The sequence below is a fragment of the Burkholderia sp. MSMB1588 genome (assembly GCF_001546925.1).
In the GTDB taxonomy this organism is placed as follows: Bacteria; Pseudomonadota; Gammaproteobacteria; order Burkholderiales; family Burkholderiaceae; genus Burkholderia; species Burkholderia humptydooensis.
The window spans coordinates 1,002,498-1,024,200 of record NZ_CM003770.1 but is presented as its reverse complement, the minus strand read 5'-3'; the positions used below and the strand labels follow the sequence as shown (position 1 = coordinate 1,024,200).

The following is a 21,703-nucleotide window of genomic DNA, read 5'->3' as shown; positions in this document are numbered from 1 at the left end:
GTAGCATGGCGTGGCGGAAGCATCCATGAAGCCGCGCCGGCCATTCGACGCGCCCCATCACATCGCCCCTCGACACGCGCTAGAATGGCCGCTCCGGTTCCCTCCCCCGACCGCCCGCCATGCCCGTCACCGGCCTCGATCACTACAACCTCCGCGCGCCTCGTCCGCTCCTCGACACGCTGCGCGATTTCTACGTGAACGCGGTCGGCTTGCGGCCCGGCGATCGCCCGCCGTTCCGGAGCCACGGCTATTGGCTGTATGCCGGCGCGCGAGCGGTGCTGCATCTGTCGGAAGCCGGGCCCGGCGAATCGCGTGCGCCGAATGTCACGAACACGTTCGACCATGTCGCGTTCTCCTGCAGCGATCTGCCGGGAACGATTGCCCGTCTGCAGCAATTCGGCATCCGATACACGAGCGCCGACGTGCCGTTGACGCGTCAGCATCAATTGTTCTTCGACGACCCGGCGGGAAACGGCGTCGAATTGAATTTCATGGCGGACGCCGACGGCTAACCGCCCATCGTCCGCACGCCTCCGCGCACCGCCCCGGCACTTGTCTTGTCCGCGAATAAGCTTGTCACCAAACAAGCTAAAAGCGCGCGACCGCGACTCCTATAATCGGCCGACACCTTGACACAAGCAGACCGATCGGAGACCCATCATGACCGAACCCGCATCCGCCGACTGGCGCCTCGAAACCCTCGCCGTGCACGGCGGCTATCGCCCCGACCCGACGACGCGCGCCGCCGCGGTGCCGATCTATCAGACGGTCGCGTTCGCGTTCGACGACACGCAGCACGGCGCGGACCTGTTCGATCTGAAAGTCCAGGGCAACATCTATTCGCGGATCATGAATCCGACCAACGACGTGCTCGAGCAGCGCGTCGCGGCGCTCGAAGGCGGCGTCGGCGCGCTGGCGCTCGCATCGGGCCAGGCGGGGGTCACCTATTCGATCCTGACGATCGCCGAGGCGGGCGACAACATCGTGTCATCGAGCACGCTGTACGGCGGCACCTACAACCTCTTCGCGCATACGCTGCCGCAGTACGGAATCACGACGCGCTTCGCCGATCCGCGCAACCCGGCGGCATTCGAAGCGCTGATCGATTCGCGCACGAAGGCGATCTTCGCGGAATCGGTCGGCAATCCGCTCGGCAACATCACCGACATCGCCGCGCTCGCCGACGTCGCGCATCGCCACGGCCTGCCGCTCATCGTCGACAACACGGTGCCGACGCCTTACCTGCTGCGTCCGTTCGAGCACGGCGCGGACATCGTCGTCCATTCGCTGACGAAGTATCTCGGCGGGCACGGCACGAGCCTGGGCGGCGCGATCGTCGATTCGGGCAAGTTCCCGTGGGCGAAGCACGCCGACCGCTTCAGGCGGCTGAACGAGCCGGACGTCAGCTATCACGGCGTCGTCTACACCGAAGCGTTCGGCGACGCCGCGTATATCGGCCGCGCGCGCGTCGTCCCGCTGCGCAACACCGGCGCGGCGCTCTCGCCGTTCAACGCGTTCCAGATCCTGCAAGGCATCGAGACGCTCGCGCTGCGCATCGACCGCATCAGCGAGAACACGCTGAGGATCGCGCAGCATCTCGCGGGGCACGAGAAGGTCGAATGGGTCGATTATTCCGGCTTGCCGAATCATCCGGATCACGCGCTCGTCGACCGCTATCTGTCGGGCCGCGCGCCGGGCATCCTCACGTTCGGCGTGAAGGGCGGGCGCGCGGGCGGCGCTGCGTTCCAGGATGCGCTGAAGCTCTTCACGCGGCTCGTCAACATCGGCGACGCGAAGTCGCTCGCGACGCATCCCGCTTCGACGACGCATCGTCAGCTATCGCCGGAAGAGCTCGCGAAGGCGGGCGTGAAGGAAGAGACGGTGCGGCTGTCGATCGGCATCGAGCACATCGACGATCTGCTCGCCGATCTCGATCAGGCGCTGGCGAAGGCGTGAACGACATCTTGATCGAACGCCCACGCGTTCGATCAAGACGCGCGACACAACGCGCGCAACAGCGACGATCGACGCCTCGTCGCACACACTCCGTCCGCCACGCGAAGCAGCGAACGAGGCCGTGCAACGCGAACCGCTGCCGGCACATCGGCTGCCGCACGCCGGCCGCGCCGCCACGTCACGCCGCCGCGCGCGTCGTCTGCCGCTGCTCGCCCAGGCCCGCCACCCCGCAGCGCACCGTCTGCCCCGGCTTCAGATAGACGGGCGACGGCTTCACGCCCATCCCGACGCCGGGCGGCGTGCCGGTCGAAATCACGTCGCCGGGCTGCAGGCTCATGCAACGCGACAGATACGCGATCAACTGCGCGACGGTGAACACCATCGTGCGCGTATTGCCGTTCTGATAGCGCCGGCCGTCCACGTCGAGCCACAGGTCGAGCGCCTGCGGATCGGCGATTTCGTCGCGCGTGACGAGCCACGGGCCGATCGGCCCGAACGTGTCGAAGCCCTTGCCCTTGTCCCACTGGCCGCCGCGTTCGATCTGCCATTCGCGCTCGGACACGTCGTTGACGACGCAATAGCCGGCGACGTGCGACAGCGCGTCGGCCTCGTCGACGTTCTTGCACGCGCGGCCGATCACGACGCCCAGCTCGACTTCCCAGTCGGTCTTCACCGATCCGCGCGGAATCTCGATGCCGTCGTGCGGGCCGCTCACCGCGCTCGTCCACTTGCCGAACACGACGGGCTCGGCCGGCACCGCGAGACCCGCCTCCGCCGCGTGGTCCGCGTAGTTCAGGCCGATGCAGACGAACTTGCCGATCCGGCCGACGCACGCGCCGGTCCGCGGCTCGCCCGCGACGAGCGGCAGCGACGCGGGATCGACGGCGGCGAGCCGCGCGAGGCTCGCGTCCGACAGCGCGTCGCCCGCGACGTCGTTGATCAGCGACGACAGATCGCGGATGCGGCCGGCCGCGTCGAGCAACCCGGGCTTTTCGTGGCCCACGGGGCCGTAACGAAGCAGTTTCATGACAGGCGACCTCTTCAGTTCAGGACAGACGAGCCTCCGCCGCACTCGATCGAGCCGGCGCGACGGCGCCGGGAGCGGGCCCGTTGCGCAATTTGTACCATCCGCCGCGCGCGATGAGACGCTGCGTCGCGGATAACGACTATTGGAGCAGACGCTGGCGACGCGCGGGTTCGCCGGCACTTGCCGCCGCCGCGCCGGGACTCGCCGAGGTCCATCAGCGCATGCCTCCCGCGCGTCACCGCGCGCGTCCGCGCAACGACGTCCGTGACAAACGCCCGCTTCCAGCCGCGCGAGCGCACCGGCCTGCTCGATCACGCCGGTTTTTCCCGACCGCTCCGACGCATACTTTGACCGCATCGATACGCAGTCGACCGCTTTCTATTCAACAATTGTCGACAAAATTGGCATTGATTTCGCATTCGTTGATTATCATTGCTATTGGAGCAGTGACTTAATTTACATACGAACCGACGATCCATCGGCGCACTCGGCGCAACCGCGAAACACGCGCCGCCCAGGGCGTTCGACGCATCGTGTCCCAGACAATCGATCCACCGATGAAATCCAGGAAAGACCTGCTCGCCGGCGCCGCGCAAGAACCGCAGGATTGCGAAGAAGTCGGGCGCTATCGCGCGCCCGCGCTCGACAAGGGGCTCGATATCCTTGAGCTCCTCGCCGAGCAGAAGGAAGGCCTCACGCGCACCGAGATCACGAAGGAGCTCGGCCGCAATGCGAGCGAGATCTACCGGATGCTGGAGCGGCTCGTCGCGCGCCAATACGTGATCCGCTCGCCGGGCGGCGACCGCTACACGCTGAGCCTGAAGCTCTACTCGCTCGCCCACCGCCATCCGCCGCTCAAGCGGCTGATCGCCGAGGCGCTGCCGCCGATGCAGCGCTTCGCCGACGCGGCCGAGCAATCGTGCCACCTGTGCGTGTACGACCGGGGCAACCTGCTCGTGATCGCGCAGGTCGACGGGCCGGGCCCGTGGGGCATCTCGGTGCGGCTCGGTTCGCGCGTCGGGCTCGTCGACACCGCGTCGGGCCCCGTGTTGCTCGCGTTCCAGACGCCCGAGCAACGCACGCAGATGCTCGCCGAGCATACGAAGGTGGAGGGCGAAATCGCGCTCGACATGCACGAGCTCGACGCGCTGCTGCGCGAGATCCGCACGACCGGCTGGCTCAGGCGGGAAAGCCGCCAGGCATTCGGCGTCACCGACATCGCGTATCCGGTTCTCGGGCCGTCCGGCCACGCGATCGCCGCACTCACGTGCCCGTACGTCCGCCGGATCGACGCGCACGTCGCGCCGCGCGTCGACGACGTCGACGCGCAACTGCGCGCGACGGCCAGACATCTTTCGATGCTGAAGGAGGCGGCCGCGTAACGTTCCCGATCCGACCGAAGCAATGACGCGCGCCGCACGTCGCGGCGTGCTGCACAAGGAGACAGGCCAATGACGTCGCATCGAAAAACCTACGTCCGGCCCGCGAGCGTGCGGGCAGTCGCGAATGCCGTGAACGGCGGACGAGCGCGCGCGCTCGAGCACGCCGAGGCGGCGCTCGAGCGCCTCGCGCTCGCCGAACCGCTCGCGGCAATGACGCACGTCGCGCCGGAGATCGCGCGCCAGGCCGCCGCCCGCATCGACGCGCAGATCGCGAGCGGCCGCAGGCTGCCGCTCGCGGGCGTGCCGTTCGTCATCAAGGACAACCTCTTCACAGCCGACATGCCGACGTACGCGGCGAGCCCCGCGCTGCTCGGCTTCAGCGCGACGCGCAATGCGACGGCCGTCCAGCAGTTGCTCGACGCGGGCGCCGTGCCGCTAGGCAAGGCGAACATGCACGAGCTCGCGTTCGGCATCACGAGCGCGAACGGCCACTTCGGCGCGGTCCGCAATCCGCACGACCCGGCGCGAATCGCGGGCGGCTCGAGCGGCGGCACGGCATGCGCGGTCGCGGCGGGCATTCCGTTCGGTCTCGGCACCGACACGGGCGGCTCGGTGCGGATCCCGGCCGCGTTCTGCGGCGTCGCCGGCCTGCGGCCGACGCCGCGCCGCTACTCGACGGAAGGCGTGCTCGCGCTATCGCCGACGCGCGATACAGTCGGCCCCATCGCGCACTGCATCGACGATCTGCTGCTGCTCGACGCCGTGCTGACGGGCGATGCCACCGAGCCCGCGCCGGTCGCGCTCGCCGGATTGCGGATCGGCGTGCCGGATGCGCCCTACTTCGATGGACTCGATCCGGCCGTCGCGGAGCTGACCGAGCGCGCGCTCGCCGCGCTGACGGACGCGGGCGCGCGGCTGATCCCGCTCGCCGCCCGCGCGCTGCACGAAGCGGACGAAGCTTGCGGCTTCCCGATCGGCGGGTTCGAGGCGCTCGCATACTGGCAGCGCTTCAGCGCAGAGCGGCTCGCTCTGCCGTTCGCGGAGTTCGTCGCCCGGCTCGGCAGCGACGATGTACGACACATTTTCCGCATGCTGATCGACGCGCCGCCATCGAGCGATGTGTATGCGGCCGCGATGGACGTGCTGCAAAGCAGCGTGCGCTGGTACGACCAGGCGTTCCATCGAACAGGCGTCGATTGCATCGCTCTGCCGACCGTTCAATGCGAAGCGCCGCTCGTCGCCGACAGCGGGCACGATCTTCCTTCCGACGCCGCCTACGCGCTGTTCGCGCGCGTGATCCGTCAGACCGGGCCGGCGACGCTCGGCGGCGTGCCGTCGGTATCGATTCCGGCGGGAGTGTCGAAGCACACCGGCGTGCCCGTGGGCTTGATGCTCGAAGGGCCGGCGGGCAACGACCGACGCCTGCTCGCGATCGCGCGCGAGGTCGAGCAACTGCTCGCGCATGCGCCGTGACGCGCGCGGGCGCTCGCCCGGCACTTGTCCGGCGCGTGCTGTGTGCCGAATCGGCTGCGCGCGCGGCGCTACGCTAAAATAGCGCCCCCTTCAAAACACCGCCTGCCGTCTTCGCCGATGGCGGGCGCCTCATGGATGTCATGGCCAAACTTCTGACCGATCTCGAATTCCAACGTTTCTCCGAACTTCAGCAGAAGCAGGCAAGCTTCACGATCACGCCTGAAGAGGCCGACGAGTTGCGCGACATCGTCGCGCGCGCGCAGAAGAAGCGCGACGATCGCGCATCCGCGATGCGGGCGATCGAAGCGTACATCGCGCAATTCGACATCACGCCCGACGAGCTCTTCTCTCCCGAGCAGATCGGCGAAGCCGCGCGCACGTACGGCCTGATCGCGGCGGGCAAGAAGGAGCGCTCGCTGCCGCCTTCCCTGACGTTCAACGGCAAGCCGTACCAATGGACGAAGACGCTGCCGGACGAAGTGCGGCTGCCGCTCTTCGACGCGTTCAAGGCGGGCGAATCGATCAAGCGCTTCATTGCGATGCCGAAGGACACCGCGCGCTGCGCGCTGACGGTGGCGCGTCTCGAACGCGAGACGGGCGCGGTCTACGCGGACACGCTGCTCGACGAGCTCGCGATCTCGCGCAAGCATGTGGACGAGGCTGCGGTGAAGCTCGCTGCGTGATTCGGTTCGCGGGGCGGATTCGGGTTCGGGGCGGTGAGGCGGTGTATTGTCAGGTCGGCGGATCGGCTGGCACATGTTTGCAGGTGCCAGCCGATGCGTCGACACCCCGATGCGATCGGCGACAAGCCACGCGCGCTGCGTTTCGTTCCGCCCGGCCGCCTCCCGAAGACGCTCACCTTCGCCCGAATTCGTTTCCCGTAAAACCTCACCGTCCGGAATTGGCGGTGATGGCACCGATGGCGGCGATGATCGTCAGGATGTCAAAACCGTTGCCAGCAGTCAGCGATGTTGACGCCTTCAACGCATTCCGCAATCTCCGAAGCGCCGGCGACACACCGCGCATCGGATTTCGAATTGCCCGCCCCATCGCCCCCGCACCACGGCGACTGCCAGCCCCTTGCGCCGATCACACGCGTCCGACGCCCGATGCCGCGGCGGCGTCTCATGGCTGCAACTTCAACCTGAACGCGACCACCCCCGGTTCCTCGGTCGACGACACCATGAAACCACTGTCTTTCGCGAGCGAGATCATCGCCGCATTCTCACGCAGCGCCTCGCCGACCATCCACGCCGTTCCGCGCGAGCGCGCGTATTCGATGATGCGCGTCATCAGCATTCGCCCAAGCCCCTTGCCCTTTTGATCGGGCCGCACCGCGATCGCGAACTCCGTCGCTTCGTTGTCCGGATCGGTCACTGCCCGCACCGCGCCGAGCGTATGCGCGCGGCCGCCGGCATCGTCGAGCGTCGCGATCAGCGCCATCTCGCGGTCGTAATCGATTTGCGTCATCCGCGCGATCTGCGAATGGTCGAAGTTGCGTATCGCCCCGAAGAAACGCATCCGTAAATCGTCCGGTGTCATCGCGCTCAGCAACTCGCGATGCGCGGCCTCGTCCTCGGGGCGAATCGGACGCACCGTGATGCGCTCTCCACGCCAGTCGAGCTTCTGCTCGAGATAGCGCGGATATGGAACGATCGCGAGCCGGCTGCGCCCCGTCGCGAGCCCGATGCGCGGCCCGAACGCGACGACGCGCGCGGGACGCACGCGCAGCACGAGCGACATCTCGACGATTTCGCGCACCTCGCACACCGCCTGCGAAAGCGCGGTCAGTGCGTGCAGCAGCGGCTCGGGCGGCGCGCGGCGCGCATACGGCGACCGCGCGACGACCGCGCGCGCGAGCACGGTATTGAAAGGCGGCAGCCCGTAGACGACGAACGGCGCGGAAACGCCGTCCGCCGGCGGCACCGAATAGCGGAATACCGGCCCGAAGTTCTGGTCGTCGTACATCCCGACCGTGATGTCGACGATCGTATCGCCGACGTCGACGTCCGCATCGGTTGCGCGCTCGATGCCGAAGCCGGCCAGCCATTCGAGCGCCGCCTCGCCTTCGAACGCGTCGCGCCCCTGCGCGAGCGCTGCGCGCGCCGCGTGCTGCGCAGCCGAGATCGACGCCGGCGGTTGCGGCGGCGTGCCCTCCGGCGTCTGCATCAACAGCTCTCGGCCCAATTGATAATCGACGAGGCGCGCATGCGCGCGCGCGAGACGCTGCGGCGTCGTATATACGGGGATGCCGTGCTCGTGCAATGCGTCGCGCGTCGCGGCATCGACGCCGCCGAAGAAGCACGCGAGCATGCCGCGACGCGCGAACTTGCGCGATTCGATCAGCACGCGCGCAACGTCGCCGACAGGCGCGCTATGCGACGTCGCATGAACCACGAACACGGCGCCTGTCGGCGGATGCTGCGCGAGCGCCTTCAGCGCCGCGCCGAAATATTCGGGACGCGCGTCGTCGCCGAGCAGCAACGGATTGCCGGCGACGATTCCCGCGGGCAGCGCGCCACCGACCTCGTCGACGGCCGCCTGCGGCCATTGCGCAAGCGTCTCTCCCGCCGCCGCGAGCGCATCGACGGCCAGCTTCGCGACACCCCTGTCGCTCGTCACGAGCGTCGCCGCGCCGCTCGCCGCGGCTGTCCGACCGACGCCGAGCGTCTCGATCTCGTCGAGGAGATCGTCGAGCGCGTCGACGCGCACCATCCCCGCGCGCTGAAACGCGGCCGTATAGAGCAGATCGCCCGAATCGCCGCGCCCTGCGCGCAACGCAAGCACCGGCTTGTTGCGCGCCGCCGCGCGCGCGGCCGACATGAACTTGCGCGCAGACTTCACCGTGTCGAGCTCGAGCAGGATCGCACGCGTCGCGGCATCGCTCGCGAGGTAGTCGAGCACGTCGGCCGCGTCGACGTCCGCTTCGCCGCCGAGCGCGACCGCATGAGAAAAGCCGAGCCCGCGCGCATGCGCCCATCCGAGCACCGCGTTCGTCAGCGCATTCGATTGCGACACCCACGCGACGCCGCCCGCCTTGACGATGCATGCCGGCGCGCCGAAATGCGCGTTCAGCGCGGGCGACACGACGCCCAGGCTGCCCGGCCCGACGATGCGCAACAGATACGGCTTCGCCGCGGCGAGCGCCCGTTCGAGCGCGACCTGATCGGCGCTCGAACGGGCTTCGCCGACGATGATCGCCGCGCGAACGCCCAGGCCGCCCAGCTTGCGCACGATGCCGGGCCACGTCGCGGGCGGCGTGCACACGAGTGCGACCGACGGCGCGCTCGGCACCTGGTCGACATATGGGTAAACCTTGTGGCCGTTCAGTTCGCCGTACTTCGGGTTGACGGGCCAGATCGCCCCGCCGAACCGGCCGTCGAGCACGCACGCCCAAACCATCGCGCCGACGCTGCCCGGGCGCGGCGAAGCGCCGACGACGGCAACGGATGTCGGATGGAACAACGCATCGAGATTGCGAACGGTCACGGCGACTCCGCTAAAAGGATTGAGCGACGGCGATCGAAGCGCGGCCCTGCCGGACCGAGCCCGAGTGCCCATAGGATAGGCGAAGCGTCGAGCGCCGCCTATATGCCGTTCGGCCGAATCGCCGAGTCGCGCAAGCATCGGCATCATCGATGCAAACACTTCGCCGCCACCGAGCAAGGCGCTTCCCGAGGCCGGTTGCGGCACCCGCTTCCGGAAACGGCTCGCGCATCGCTATCAAGTCCCGCGGATCGGAATGTCTCGCTGCGCAACATTCAAAGCCCGATTCATCCGTTTTGAAACGACCGCCTCGAAAATTCGATCCATCCGGATCAAACGTCGGCAACGCCGGGCCGACAAATTTGATGCATTGCCGAATAGCGGACAATCGCCGCGCAATCAATCGAACGGCGCGGCCCGCCATTCGATTGGGATCGGATTCAACGTTCAATTCCACCGCGCGGTCGCGGTCAAATACGAAGACAACGGAGCCGCCTGTCGCGCGCGTCGAGCGAACCTGCGATCGCGGTCGCGCGACGACGCGCCGCTTGCGATCCGCCTACAGCCGCGCTTTACGACGAATGCAAAATGCGCGAGCCGGCATTGCAAGTGGCCGGGAAACGCTTTTCCGGCAGACAACGGTCGTTTTTCATTCGTGCCGGCTGCCGTGCGGCTCGTTTCGATTGCCGCTCGAATGAGAAGGCCATCCCGGAAATGTCGCCTACGCGGCCTCCCGCCGTCCAAATGCGTTGTCCATTTCCGCCTGCCGATTGGCGAATCAGAACAGACGAATGGCGTTGTCTCGCCTTATCGGCATGTCGCCGCTTCTCCCGTGCTGCGGTTGAAACGCGCGCCGTCGCCCGGATCGAATGCGAAACGGCATGCCGAAAGCGCCGGTATGACACTCGCTTCGCACCGTCAAAGGTGAGCGTTTCCGGGAGTCAAGGTGAGGATGTTCGGGATTGGATATTGAGCCGCGGCGAAATCGCAAAGCGAAACCGACAAAACCGCAAACGGCATCCCGGATGTACGAGGCGGCGTGAAACATCTTTATCGATTCGACAAGTTCGAATCGACGATCAAATCACGCAATATCCGGCTAAACACATGGGTTTCATCGCCGAATCGACACGTAACCCTCTGCGTCGCGAAATCTCATGGGCGCCGTGAAACACCGTGGAGCAAACAATCCGGTGGCCGAAAACAAAACGGTGCGAATGGCAGACTTGCCGCTCGCACCGTCGTTCAAGGCGCCAAAGGTGAGGCTTTTCGGGATCAGTCCTTGATCAGGAAGCGGTTGCGGTTCTTGCCGAGCCACGCCGGCGCGCGGCCGCGGCCGCTCCAGGTCTCGCCCGTTTTCGGATTGAGGTACTTCGGCGGCAGCACGCGCTTCGGCTTCGCCGCCGCCTTGATGCTTCTGAACCCCAGCTCTTCCGGCGTGATGTCGTATTCCTCGATCTTCGCCTTGATGTCGGCAATGGCGTCCGCGATCGCTTTTTCGCGTTCCTTGTCGATTTTCTGCTGAAGTTTTTCGAGCTGTGCGGTCAGTTGCCTATAGGTCGCCATATGGATGAAGCTCCGTCTCGTTATTTATAGATGGAAGTATATGAATCAATTCAGGATCAATCGAACATTTTTCGCATTGCTTTCATATCCCGCAAGCGATGCTCAGAAGCCATTTCCAGCCTTGCATGCAAAGAGAAGGTTTCGCACGCCGTTATCGACCGATTGCCTGATCGTATCGAAATCGCCGCCGCAAATGCCGCGCGCATTCTGAATGCAGGTGTCCCAAGCACCGCCTTCCGGACACTGGACCATCGTGGTCGCGCGTCCGTCCGACGTAAACAGCGGTGCGCTTCCCCCGCAGCCAGAAAGCCCCGCTATTAAAGCAATCAAAAATCCCGTCCGCAAGAACGCGCCGCATTGCCCCGGCGCTGGCGCACCCGTCTGTTTCATAAATCTGCCTATCGCTCCGCTTTCTTCTTGGACGACGCGAGTATATGCCAACGCACGCCGCAAAGGGTCAATCGGGCGCAACGAGTGTCTTGTAGGGCGCACGCCCGTGCGGATCGTCGGTAAGCCGAATGAATACTTGCTCGACGTCCGGCAGCGCCTCGAGCCGTCGCCGCAGCGCGTCGCGATCGAACGATGCGCTCGCGCATCCTTCGGCATAAACGAAGCGGCGCTGAATCGTGATCCAGATGCTCGTGCCGGCCAATGCCTGACCGCTGTCGGCAAATCGCTTTTTCAGCTCTTCGGCAATCGGCTTGTCATATAAATAGGAATTCGGTTTGCTGCAGCGATGCGCGAGCCAGCAAGTCGTTCCTCGCTCGACGCGGTAATGCGCGTCATCCTCCATTTGCGCGCGCGTCATCAACGGACCAAGCGGCATCGGACATTCGGCAATCGAATTCGACAATGCAAAAAAAGGATCGTCGTACCAATTGCGTCGCTCGATCAAGGCGGGCGATGCAGACGACACCGGCGACGCGGGCAATATAGGCAATACGGGCAATACCGGCGACACAACCGACGCCGCATCCTGCGCAAACGCATGCGCGGCGACGGCGAACGCCACGCACGATACGGCGGACCCGATGCGCTTCATCGCGAGCCTCCTGCGAATGCGCCCGCTCATGCGCGAGCATCGATACGTTCGCTGCGAATGCGTCCCGCGCGTCGCCCGTTACGTATCGATGCCGAGCGACGCGAGCTTCTTGTAGAACGTCGCGCGCCCGATGCCGATGCGCGCGGCCGCTTCCGTCACCTTGCCGTTGGATGCGGCGAGCGCGTCGCTCAGGAACTGGCGCTCCCATGCGGCGAACGCGTCCGCATAGGACGAAGCCGTCGCGCGCGAGTCAGGCACGGCCGTCGGCGCCGCGACCGCGACCGCGACCAAGCCGGCACCACCCGCACTACCCGCACCAACTGCACCGCCCGCCCCCGCCCCAACGCCGGCACCCGCCCCCGCGCCGCGCGCCGGGCCGATGAACGGCGCAAGCGCGCGCGCATCGATCAACGCGCGATCGGACAGCATCAGCGCCCGCTCGAGCGTGTTGCGCAGTTCGCGCACGTTGCCGGGCCACGGATACGCGCACAGCAGGCGCAGCGCGTCGTCGGTCAGTTCGCAGTGCTCGGCAAGTCCGTGCTGCGCGGCGAGTTCCTCGAGCATCGTATAGACGAGCGCCTCGATGTCCGATGCGCGCTCGCGCAGCGGCGGCGCATGGATCGTCAGCACGTTCAGCCGGTAATAGAGATCCGCGCGAAAGCGTCCTTCGGCGACGAGCGCCGGCAGCTCGGCCGATGTCGCCGCGATGATCCGCACGTTCGCGCGCACGATCCGGTTAGAGCCGACGGGCTCGAACTCCTTGTCCTGCAGCACGCGCAGCAGCTTGCCCTGCAGCGGCAGCGGCATGTCGCCGATTTCGTCGAGAAAGAGCGTGCCGCCGTCGGCCAGCTCGAACTTGCCCACGCGCCCCTTGCGATCCGCGCCCGTGTACGCGCCCGGTGCCGCGCCGAAGAACTCGGTTTCGAGCAGCGCATCGGGAATCGCCGCGACGTTGACGGTCACGAGCGGCTTCAGCGCGCGCGCGGACGCCGCATGGATCGCATGCGCGAGCAATTCCTTGCCGGTACCCGTCTCGCCGAGCAGCAGCACGGGCGAATCGACCTGCGCGGCGCGCCGCCCCTGCCGCTTCGTCTCGAGGCTCACCGCGCTCGTGCCGACGAAGCTCGCGAACGTGTATTTCGCCCGCCGCGCCTGCGCAAGCGAGCGCTGCGTCGCGATCAGCTCCTGCTGAACCTGAATGTAGCGGGAAAAGAGCGGCGTCAGCGTCTTCAGTTCGTCGAACAGCGCGAAACCGATCGCGCCGACGGTTTCGCCCGCGTCGTCCGTCAGCGGCAGGCGCGTGACGACGAGCGGCTCGCGGCCCGTCTCCATGATGTCGAGCAGGATCGGGCGGCCGGTCGCGACCACCTCGCGCATCAGGCTGTGCGGAATCACGGCTTCGCAATCGCGGCCGATCGCCTGCTGCGGATCGGCGAACCCGAAGCGCGCCGCATAGCGCTGGTTGATCCAGACGACGCGCGCATCCTTGTCGACGATCAGCGTGCCGACGCTCGAATGCTCGAAGGTCTTGAACAGGGACTCCGCCGCGCGCCGCAGCACGTCGCCGTAATCGGCGGGCAGCCGGACCCAGCCGCCCGAAATCGGTGCATTCGTCTCCACTTTTTCTTTCTTGTCCACAAGGCGAGACGGATTATCTCATGTGCGAGACATCCGGCAAATGCCCATCATAAAAGGCCCGATCCCGAATCGGCGAGCATCGCGCGCGGCTTTCGTCTACACAAAGAGACGTTTTCTGTAGAATCGGACGCAGCCGGCGCGCCCATCGCCGCGCGCTGCCTTTCACGTGGCCGGCCGCGCCCGGCCGCACTGCGGATGGCACGAATCCTGCGGCAACGCGTGCCGCAGCGTCGCGCCGTCCACCCGGCGCGCCCGAGCGCACAACAACCAAGATTTAGGAGACTCTCTTGTCATTCGTGATCGTCCTCGCCGCGCTGGCGTTCCTGATGTTCGCCGCCTACCGCGGCTACAGCGTGATCCTGTTCGCGCCCGTCGCCGCGCTCGGCGCGGTGCTGCTGACCGACCCCGCCGCCGTCGCCCCCGTCTTCTCCGGCATCTTCATGGAAAAGATGGTCGGCTTCGTGAAGCTCTACTTCCCGGTGTTCCTGCTCGGCGCCGTGTTCGGCAAGGTGATCGAGCTGTCCGGCTTCTCCGAGGCGATCGTGGCCGCCGCGATCCGCTACATCGGCCGATCGCGCGCGAATGCAGTGATCGTCGCGGTGTGCGCGCTGCTCACCTATGGCGGCGTGTCGCTGTTCGTCGTCGTGTTCGCCGTCTATCCGTTCGCGGCCGAGCTCTATCGTCAGAGCAACATTCCGAAGCGCCTGATGCCGGGCGCGATCGCGCTCGGCGCGTTCTCGTTCACGATGGATTCGCTGCCGGGCACGCCGCAGATCCAGAACATCATCCCGACGACGTTCTTCAAGACCACCGCGTGGGCCGCGCCCGCGCTCGGCACGATCGGGTCGGTCTTCATCATCGTCGTCGGCCTGTCGTATCTCGAATGGCGTCGCCGCTCGGCGCTCGCGCGCGGCGAAGGCTACGGCACGTCGCTCGTCAACGAGCCGGAGCGCGTCGAGACGAAGTCGCTGCCGAATCCGCTCCTCGCGGTGTCGCCGCTCGTGCTCGTCGGCGTCGCGAACTTCGCGCTGACGAAACTGATTCCAGTGTGGTACGGCGGCGCGTCCTACACGGTGCCGCCCGACGTGCTGCCGGGCGTCCACACGCCGGTCACGACGCCGATCAAGACGGTCGTCGCGATCTGGTCGGTCGAGGCGGCGCTGCTGCTCGGCATCCTGCTCGTCGTCATCACCGCGTTCAAGCGCGTGCACGAGCGTTTTGCGACCGGCACCAAGGCCGCCGTCGGCGGCGCGCTGCTCGCCGCGATGAACACCGCGTCCGAATACGGCTTCGGCGGCGTGATCGCCGCGCTGCCGGGCTTCATCGTCGTGGGCGACGCGCTGAAGAACATTCCGAATCCGCTCGTCAACGCGGCGGTGTCGGTCAGCTCGCTCGCAGGGATCACGGGCTCCGCGTCGGGCGGGATGAGCATCGCGCTCGCGGCGATGTCCGATCTCTTCATCAAGGGCGCGCAGGCCGCGCAGATTCCGATGGACGTGCTGCACCGGGTCGTCGCGATGGCGAGCGGCGGCATGGACACGCTGCCGCACAACGGTGCGGTGATCACGCTGCTCGCGGTGACGGGCCTCACGCACCGCGAATCGTACCGGGACATCTTCGCCGTGACCGTCATCAAGACGCTCGCCGTGTTCTTCGTGATCGCCGTCTATTATCTGACGGGACTCGTCTGATCCGGCGGCGGGCACGACACGCCCGTCTCGCGGCGGGCCGATCGCATCTTCACTCATACTTTTCGCCGTGACGCGCCGCCACAACATGCGGGTTTGCGCGAACGCCGAACGGCTGCCGCGCAACGCGCGGCGACGCTTCGGCAGGCCGCCCGCCCGCGCCGCTCGAACGCCTCGCGAAATTCTCATTGCTGCCGTCCGGTTCGGTTAAACTGCATTGAAGCAGTCCGCAAAGCAACATTTCCTACTTCACGACACGAGGACACGTTCAATGCGCACGACCGGTTCTTCCGGGGCCATGACCCTGCTGACCGAATTCGATCCGGCCGACGGCCGCGAGCTTCGCTCGCTGCGTCTTGCGGCCACCGAAGACGGTAAAAGCGTACTGCTCATCGAAGTCGACGAACGCAAGCCCGGCATCCATCGGGAAGTACGCTACGAAATCACCCCCGCCGAGTTGATCGCCGCGATTCGTTCGCACGGCGCGGAACTGCCCGGCGAAACGCACGGCACCATCCCGCTCGCCCGCACCACGACGCACTGATCCCGCCACGGTGAGGCCGCGCCCGCTCGCGCCCTCACCGTCCTCGCCGCGCGTCCATCCGCGGCGTGATCCCCTTTCCGAAAATAGCCGATAATCGGCGCATCCACGCGCTCCATGCCGCGCGCTTTTCGCGGCGACCGTCCATTGTTTCGTCATGCTTCATGATCTCGTCGCCCGCTTCGGGCCGCTCATCGTGTTCGTCAACGTGCTCGCCGCCGCGATCGGCCTGCCTGTGCCGGCGATGCCGACGCTCGTGCTGTTCGGCGCGATGGCGACGCTGCATCCGGATGCGCTCGGCGCGCAGCTCGCGCCCGTGCTCGCACTCGCGGTGCTCGCGGCGCTGATCGGCGACACCGTGTGGTACGTCGCCGGCCGGCATTTCGGCGGCCGCGCGCTGAAAACCTTATGCAAGCTTTCGCTGTCGCGCGATAGCTGCGTGAAGAAGACCGAGCGCTTCTTCGGCCGCTGGGGCGTGCGCGTGCTCACGGTCGCGCGCTTCATTCCGGGGCTGTCGCTGATCTCGGTGCCGATGGCGGGCGCGCTCGGCACGCGCTACCGAACGTTCGTCGGCTACGACGGGCTCGGCGCGCTGCTGTGGGCGGGCTGCGGCGTTGCGATCGGATTCGCGTTCGCGAAACAGATCGACTGGCTGTTCACGGGCGCGAACCAGCTCGGCCGCGCGGTGCTCGTCGTGATCGTCGCGCTGCTCGCGCTCTATACGGCCGTGCGCTGGATGCGCCGGCGCGCGCTGATTCGCCAGCTCGCGAACGCGCGAATCGACGTCGACGAGCTCGACCGGCTGCTGCGAACCGATCCCGCGCCCGTCGTCTTCGATGCGCGCTCGCCCGAGCACCGCAAGTTCGATCCGTACGCGATCCCCGGCGCGCAATTCGCCGACGAACGCGATCTGCGCGACATCGTCGCGCGCTATCCGGCCACGCAGAAATTCGTGATCTATTGCTCGTGCCCGAACGAGGTGTCGGCGGCGCTGATGGCGCAGCGCCTCAAGCAGGCGGGCTTCGCCGATGCGCTCGCGCTGCGCGGCGGCCTCGACGCATGGCGCGACGCGGGCCGGCGATTGGCCGAGCTCGATCCGCAGCCGATGGGCGAAGCGCCGGCGCTCGCGTCGGCGCCGAAGACCGCCTGATTCGTCCGATCGAACGGCGGCGCGCGCGAACGCGAACGCCGCGCGCCGCGCACACCAACACCGACGTCGGACGGCGGCAGCCGAATCCTCGCCGCCGCCCGATTCGCTTCGGCATCCTCAGAACACCTTCACGGGGACGTTCACGACCAGCCGGTATTCCTGATTGGTGCTGTCCGAGTAGTGCGCCGAGCCGACGTGCCACATCGCGATGAACGTGATCTTCGTATCCTTGAGCTTGCCGCTCTGGATCGTGTACGACGGAATGAAGCCGAACTCGTGGTGACGGCCCTGCACCGGCGCGCCGTCCTTCCAGTAGATGCTCGAGCGCGTCGGATCGAGCGCCGCGCTCGCGGAGCCGTCCGCGCCCCAGCCCGTCACGCCCCACACCATCGCCTTGAAGCCGGGCAGCCCCGCCTCCTTGCCGTAGAACGTGTAGCGCAGTTGCAGCGATTTTTCGTGCGGCGCGTTGTAGTCGACGTCCATCGAATCGACGAGGAAGATGCCGTTCGTTTCATTCAGGTAATCGAAGAACTGGTCGCCGAGCACCTGCTGATAGCCGAGCAGCAGTTCGTGCGGGCCGTGCTGCGCGGCGAGCGACAGGCTGTATGCGTTGTTGTCGATCTTGCCTTGGCGCGCGTCGCCCGTATCGTGCGTCGAATAGAAGTTGCCGAAGCCCGTCCACTTGATCGCCTGCGGCGAACCGTAGCTCTGCTTGACCGAACCGTAGTACTGGCGCCAGACGTCGTCGGCCTGGCCCGCGTAGAACGACGCCGAGCCCGTCGACGAATAATCCCACGTGCCGCCAACGTACGTGAAGCGATCGACGCGCGTGCCGCCGTATTGCGTCGTCAGGTTCGTCAGCGTCGTATGACCGCGCGCGTTGGTCTTCGTGAAGCTGCCCGCTTCGAGCATCACGTTCTTGAATTCGTTGCTGACGATCGTCGCGCCGAGGAACGTCGGCGGCAGCGCGCGGTTGTCGTGCTGCTCCATGAACGGATTGTCGACCGCCTGCAGACCGTACTTGATCACCGTGTTCGAGATGCGCGCCTTCACGTCATAGATGCCGGGAAACGCCCACGCGAGCTGGTTCGAGCCGCCGCCGCCCTTCGCGATGTGCACCATGTTGCCGCCGCCCGCGCCGCCGTCGAGCTTCAGCGCCGCATAGATCGACGCATCCACGCCGAAGCCGATCAGCCCGCCCGTGTAGCCGGACTCGAAGTTCGCCATCACGCCCTGAATCCAGGCATGGCGATGCGGTCCGCCCTTCGAATCGAGCACGTCCGCGTAGTTGCGCAACAGCACGTCGAAATGGCTGTCGGCAATGAAGCCGTTCGATTTCGCCTGGCTCGACACCGGCTCCGGCGGCATGACCGCCTGCGTGGCGTCGGCGTTGATGATGGCGTTCGGCGTCGTCGCCTGCTGCACGAGCATCGCGGCGGATGGCGCCTGAGCCGGCGCGGCAGACGCCGCATCGTCCGCGCGCGCGGCGCCCGAAATCGACACGCCGGTGAGCATCGGCAGTCCCCACGCGAGCACGACTGCCCGCGCGACCCTCTTCATCGATCGATGTTGTGTCATTGCGCTTCTCTTTTTATGTTGACTACCCACTCGCCGGCCGCGCATCGCGGCCGGCGATACCCCGACGCGCCGCCGTGACGACGCGCCTTCCCACGGCGCGAAAATATTTCGCGCCGTCCACACCCCTGTTGGCTTGTTGTGTCTTTGTCGGTCCTGCTCAGCCCGGCGCGCCGCCCGTGCCCGCCCGGATGCACGCGACGCGCGCGGCCGTCGCCCCACGCACTTCGGGCTGCGGCACCTCGCGCGCGCACGCATCGATCGCATCCGGGCAGCGCGTGCGAAACGCGCAGCCCGACGGCGGATCGAGCGGCGAAGGCATCTCGCATGCGAGCAACAACGGGCGCCGCGCACGCTCGCGCGCGGGCTCCGGCGTCGGCGCGGCGGCGAGCAGCGCGCGCGTGTACGGATGCTGCGGCGCGCCGTACACGTCGCGGCGCGTGCCGAACTCCATCACGCGGCCGAGATACATCACGAGCACGCGCTGGCTGATCGCCTTGACGACGGCGAGATCGTGCGCGACGAACAGGTAGGACAGCGAAAGCTCGCGCTGCAGATCGCGCAGCAGATTGACGATCTGCGCCTGAATCGACACGTCGAGCGCGGACACGGGCTCGTCGCAGATCACGAGATGCGGCTCGCCGATCAACGCGCGCGCGATGCCTACGCGCTGGCACTGCCCGCCGGAAAATTCGTGCGGATAACGAAGCAGGTGGTGGGCGTTCAAGCCGACGCGCTCGAGCATCGTCAACACGCGGCGGCGCACTTCGTCGCGGCCGATGCCCGGCTGATGCGTGACGAGCGGCTCGGCGACGACCTGCTCGATCGTCATGCGCGGATCGAGCGACGCGAGCGGATCCTGAAAGATCATCTGCATTTCGCGGCGAATCTTGCGCGCGTCGCGGCGCACGCCGCTCACGATCGGCGCGCCGCGCCACTGCACGGTGCCCGCCGTCACCGGCGCGAGGCCGATCAGCGCGCGCGCGAGCGTCGACTTGCCGCAGCCCGATTCGCCGACGAGCCCGACGGTCTCGCCGCGCTTCACGTCGAACGACACGCCGTCTACCGCGCGCAGCGTGCCCTTCGGCGACCACGGATAGCCGCCGAGCGGCACGCGGAAATACACCTTGAGATCGTGCACCGACAGCAGCGCATCGGTGCGCGATGACGCATCGACGCTTCGCGCCTCGACGCCAGAGGCAACGCCTGCGCCCGGCGCGCCCGGCGATGCCGATACGAATGACGATGTGGAAGAAATGAGATCGGTCGCGGCGCTCATCGCAGCCCTCCCGTGATTTCCGCAATGGGCCGATGACACGCGCGCACGGCGCCCGCGTCCGAATAGGGAATCAGATCGGGGCGCTCGGCGCCGCATCGATCCGATGCGTGAGAACAGCGCTTCGCGAACGCGCAGCCGAGCAGCCCTTGGCCGGGCAGCGGCGGATTGCCGGGAATCGCGACGAGCGGCACGTCGTCGGGCGCGTCGAGGCGCGGCAGCGCGTTCAGCAGGCCGATCGTGTACGGGTGCGACGGCGCGGAGAAGATCGCGTCGGCGCTCGCGTATTCGACCGTGCGGCCCGCGTACATCACCATCACGTCGTCGGCGAGCCCCGCGACGACGCCCATGTCGTGCGTGATCAGCACGATCGACGTGCCGCGCTCGCGGTTCAACTCGCGCAGCAGCTCGATGATCTGCGCCTGCACGGTGACGTCGAGCGCGGTCGTCGGCTCGTCGGCGATCAGGACCTCCGGCTCGAGCAGCAGCGCCATCGCGATCATCACGCGCTGCCGCATGCCGCCCGAGAACTCGTGCGGATACATCCGGACCCGGCGCGCGGCGTCAGGAATCCTGACCGATTCGAGCGCCTCGATCGCACGCCTGACCGCGTCCTTGCGCGACATCTTCCGATGGAGCTGCAGGCTCTCGGTCATCTGCCGCTCGATCGTCAGGAACGGATTGAGCGACGTCATCGGGTCCTGGAAGATCATCCCGATCCGGTTGCCGCGCACCTCGTTCAACTGCCGCATGCTCATCCGCAGCAGGTTCTCGCCGTCGAACAGCGCCTCGCCGGACGTCGCCCCGTTTCCCGCGAGCAGGCCGAGCAGCGCCATCACCGTCTGGCTCTTGCCGGAGCCCGATTCGCCGACGATGCCGAGCGTTCTGCCCGCTTCGAGCGAGAACGACACGCCCGACACAGCGTCGATCGGCTCGCCTTCCCTGCGCGTGAAGCGCACGCCGAGATTCTTGACTTCGAGCAGCGCCATCTCAGCGGTCCTTCGGATCGAGTGCGTCGCGCAAGCCATCGCCGACGAAGTTCACGCAATAGAGCGTCACGCACAGCATCACGGCGGGCGCGAGCAGCAGCCACGGCATCGCCTCGAGCTTCTGCGCGCCGTCCTGGATCAGCACGCCCCAGCTCGTCATCGGCTCCTGCACGCCGAGCCCGAGAAACGACAGCACCGATTCGGTCAGCACGATCGCCGGCACGCTGACGGTCGCGTAGACCACCACGACGCCGAGCAGATTCGGCACGATGTGGCGCCGCACGATCGCGGCCGGCGCGACGCCGATCGCGCGCGCCGCGTCGACGAACTCGCGCGTGCGCAGCGAAAGCGTCTGGCCGCGCACGACGCGCGCCATGTCGAGCCACGAGAACGCGCTGATCGTCAGCACGACGAGGATGAACGAGCGGCCGAACAGCGTCATCATCAGGATCGCGATCAGCAGATACGGAATCGCATACATCATGTCGACGACCCGCATCATCGCCGCGTCGACACGGCCGCCGGCAAAGCCCGCGACCGCGCCCCACGCGACGCCGAAGAGGCCCGACACGAACGTACCGAGCAGGCCGACCTCAAGCGACACGCGCCCGCCGATCAGCGTGCGCACGAGCAGATCGCGGCCGAGCTCGTCGGTGCCGAACCAATGCGCGTTCGCGGTGGTCGGCGCGAGACTGATCGACGACCAGTCGCTCGCGGCCGGATCGTTGGGCAACAGCAGCGGGCCGGCGAAGCACGCGAGCGCGATCAGCACGAGCACCGCAAGGCTCGCGAGCGCCGCGCGGTTGCGCACGAAGCGGCGCGCGGCGAGCTCGAGCGGCGTGCGCGAGCGCGGCGGCGCGGCGGCCGGCTCCGGCAGCTCGATCGAAGAGGTAACAGGCGTCATCGCGTCGCCC

19 protein-coding genes and 1 pseudogene are annotated in these 21,703 nt (G+C 67.1%); 10 read left to right on the top strand and 10 right to left on the bottom strand.

What is annotated here, in order from left to right; all coding sequences use genetic code 11:
* Positions 1 to 119 precede the first annotated feature (119 nt).
* Together WS92_RS04265 and WS92_RS04260 are read left to right on the top strand one after the other, a co-directional pair.
* Complete coding sequence (locus WS92_RS04265; RefSeq protein WP_015602763.1) at positions 120 to 512, top strand: VOC family protein; 393 nt, start codon at positions 120 to 122, stop codon at positions 510 to 512.
* A gap of 148 nt (positions 513 to 660) precedes the next feature.
* Complete coding sequence (locus WS92_RS04260; RefSeq protein WP_059933397.1) at positions 661 to 1,956, top strand: O-acetylhomoserine aminocarboxypropyltransferase/cysteine synthase family protein; 1,296 nt, start codon at positions 661 to 663, stop codon at positions 1,954 to 1,956.
* A gap of 178 nt (positions 1,957 to 2,134) precedes the next feature.
* Here WS92_RS04260 and WS92_RS04255 read toward each other — a convergent pair whose 3' ends face one another.
* Complete coding sequence (locus WS92_RS04255; RefSeq protein ID WP_059933400.1) at positions 2,135 to 2,983, bottom strand: ureidoglycolate lyase; 849 nt, start codon at positions 2,981 to 2,983, stop codon at positions 2,135 to 2,137.
* Between the two features lie 557 nt (positions 2,984 to 3,540).
* On the opposite strand from WS92_RS04255, the gene WS92_RS04250 reads away from it, so the two are divergent.
* The 3 genes from WS92_RS04250 (at position 3,541) to WS92_RS04240 (ending at position 6,521) form a co-directional block, all read left to right on the top strand.
* Positions 3,541 to 4,365, top strand: coding sequence for an IclR family transcriptional regulator (locus WS92_RS04250; RefSeq protein WP_059933404.1), 825 nt, complete (start codon positions 3,541 to 3,543; stop codon positions 4,363 to 4,365).
* A 69-nt stretch (positions 4,366 to 4,434) separates the two neighbouring features.
* On the top strand, positions 4,435 to 5,838 hold the full coding sequence (gene iaaH / locus WS92_RS04245) for an indoleacetamide hydrolase (protein WP_059933407.1): 1,404 nt from the start codon (positions 4,435 to 4,437) through the stop codon (positions 5,836 to 5,838).
* Between the two features lie 131 nt (positions 5,839 to 5,969).
* Positions 5,970 to 6,521: a hypothetical protein gene (locus tag WS92_RS04240; RefSeq protein ID WP_041861977.1), complete on the top strand. Its 552-nt coding sequence runs from the start codon at positions 5,970 to 5,972 to the stop codon at positions 6,519 to 6,521.
* A gap of 442 nt (positions 6,522 to 6,963) precedes the next feature.
* Here WS92_RS04240 and WS92_RS04235 read toward each other — a convergent pair whose 3' ends face one another.
* The gene (locus tag WS92_RS04235; protein ID WP_059933410.1) at positions 6,964 to 9,327 is read right to left on the bottom strand and encodes a bifunctional acetate--CoA ligase family protein/GNAT family N-acetyltransferase; all 2,364 of its coding nucleotides are present in this window, start codon (positions 9,325 to 9,327) and stop codon (positions 6,964 to 6,966) included.
* Positions 9,328 to 9,580: 253 nt separating this feature from the next.
* On the opposite strand from WS92_RS04235, the gene WS92_RS35540 reads away from it, so the two are divergent.
* Positions 9,581 to 10,252: a hypothetical protein gene (locus tag WS92_RS35540; protein ID WP_156443010.1), complete on the top strand. Its 672-nt coding sequence runs from the start codon at positions 9,581 to 9,583 to the stop codon at positions 10,250 to 10,252.
* Between the two features lie 347 nt (positions 10,253 to 10,599).
* Here WS92_RS35540 and WS92_RS04230 read toward each other — a convergent pair whose 3' ends face one another.
* From WS92_RS04230 to WS92_RS04215, 4 genes are all read right to left on the bottom strand, one after another.
* A complete protein-coding gene (locus tag WS92_RS04230) occupies positions 10,600 to 10,890 on the bottom strand; it encodes an H-NS histone family protein (RefSeq protein ID WP_006029119.1) in 291 nt (96 codons plus the stop codon).
* A 102-nt stretch (positions 10,891 to 10,992) separates the two neighbouring features.
* Positions 10,993 to 11,292 carry a hypothetical protein gene (locus WS92_RS36335; RefSeq protein WP_231749088.1) on the bottom strand — a complete coding sequence of 100 codons (300 nt, stop codon included), beginning with the start codon at positions 11,290 to 11,292 and terminating at the stop codon, positions 10,993 to 10,995.
* Between the two features lie 55 nt (positions 11,293 to 11,347).
* Positions 11,348 to 11,932 (bottom strand): hypothetical protein, encoded by a 585-nt coding sequence (locus tag WS92_RS04220; RefSeq protein ID WP_082743841.1) that lies wholly within the window; start codon positions 11,930 to 11,932, stop codon positions 11,348 to 11,350.
* A gap of 78 nt (positions 11,933 to 12,010) precedes the next feature.
* Positions 12,011 to 13,570: a sigma-54 interaction domain-containing protein gene (locus WS92_RS04215; protein WP_059933419.1), complete on the bottom strand. Its 1,560-nt coding sequence runs from the start codon at positions 13,568 to 13,570 to the stop codon at positions 12,011 to 12,013.
* 287 nt (positions 13,571 to 13,857) lie between these two features.
* Here WS92_RS04215 and WS92_RS04210 point away from each other — a divergent pair, with 287 nt between their 5' ends.
* The 4 genes and pseudogenes from WS92_RS04210 (at position 13,858) to WS92_RS04200 (ending at position 16,949) form a co-directional block, all read left to right on the top strand.
* A complete protein-coding gene (locus WS92_RS04210) occupies positions 13,858 to 15,261 on the top strand; it encodes a GntP family permease (RefSeq protein ID WP_009915973.1) in 1,404 nt (467 codons plus the stop codon).
* A gap of 67 nt (positions 15,262 to 15,328) precedes the next feature.
* A pseudogene (locus WS92_RS37090) lies at positions 15,329 to 15,560 on the top strand (hypothetical protein).
* On the top strand, positions 15,530 to 15,802 hold the full coding sequence (locus WS92_RS04205) for a hypothetical protein (protein ID WP_009915974.1): 273 nt from the start codon (positions 15,530 to 15,532) through the stop codon (positions 15,800 to 15,802). Before WS92_RS37090 ends, WS92_RS04205 begins: the two are co-directional and overlap by 31 nt.
* 154 nt (positions 15,803 to 15,956) lie before the next feature.
* A complete protein-coding gene (locus WS92_RS04200) occupies positions 15,957 to 16,949 on the top strand; it encodes a DedA family protein/thiosulfate sulfurtransferase GlpE (RefSeq protein WP_059933423.1) in 993 nt (330 codons plus the stop codon).
* Positions 16,950 to 17,066: 117 nt separating this feature from the next.
* Here WS92_RS04200 and WS92_RS04195 read toward each other — a convergent pair whose 3' ends face one another.
* The 4 genes from WS92_RS04195 to WS92_RS04180 form a co-directional block, all read right to left on the bottom strand.
* The gene (locus tag WS92_RS04195) at positions 17,067 to 18,527 is read right to left on the bottom strand and encodes an OprD family porin (protein WP_059933426.1); all 1,461 of its coding nucleotides are present in this window, start codon (positions 18,525 to 18,527) and stop codon (positions 17,067 to 17,069) included.
* A gap of 157 nt (positions 18,528 to 18,684) precedes the next feature.
* Entirely contained in the window at positions 18,685 to 19,803 is a 1,119-nt protein-coding gene (locus tag WS92_RS04190; RefSeq protein ID WP_059933429.1) for an ABC transporter ATP-binding protein, read from the bottom strand.
* On the bottom strand, positions 19,800 to 20,789 hold the full coding sequence (locus WS92_RS04185; protein WP_015603193.1) for an ABC transporter ATP-binding protein: 990 nt from the start codon (positions 20,787 to 20,789) through the stop codon (positions 19,800 to 19,802). The genes WS92_RS04190 and WS92_RS04185 overlap by 4 nt, the downstream gene beginning before the upstream one ends.
* 1 nt (position 20,790) lies before the next feature.
* Complete coding sequence (locus tag WS92_RS04180; protein WP_006029129.1) at positions 20,791 to 21,693, bottom strand: ABC transporter permease; 903 nt, start codon at positions 21,691 to 21,693, stop codon at positions 20,791 to 20,793.
* Positions 21,694 to 21,703: the final 10 nt, after the last annotated feature.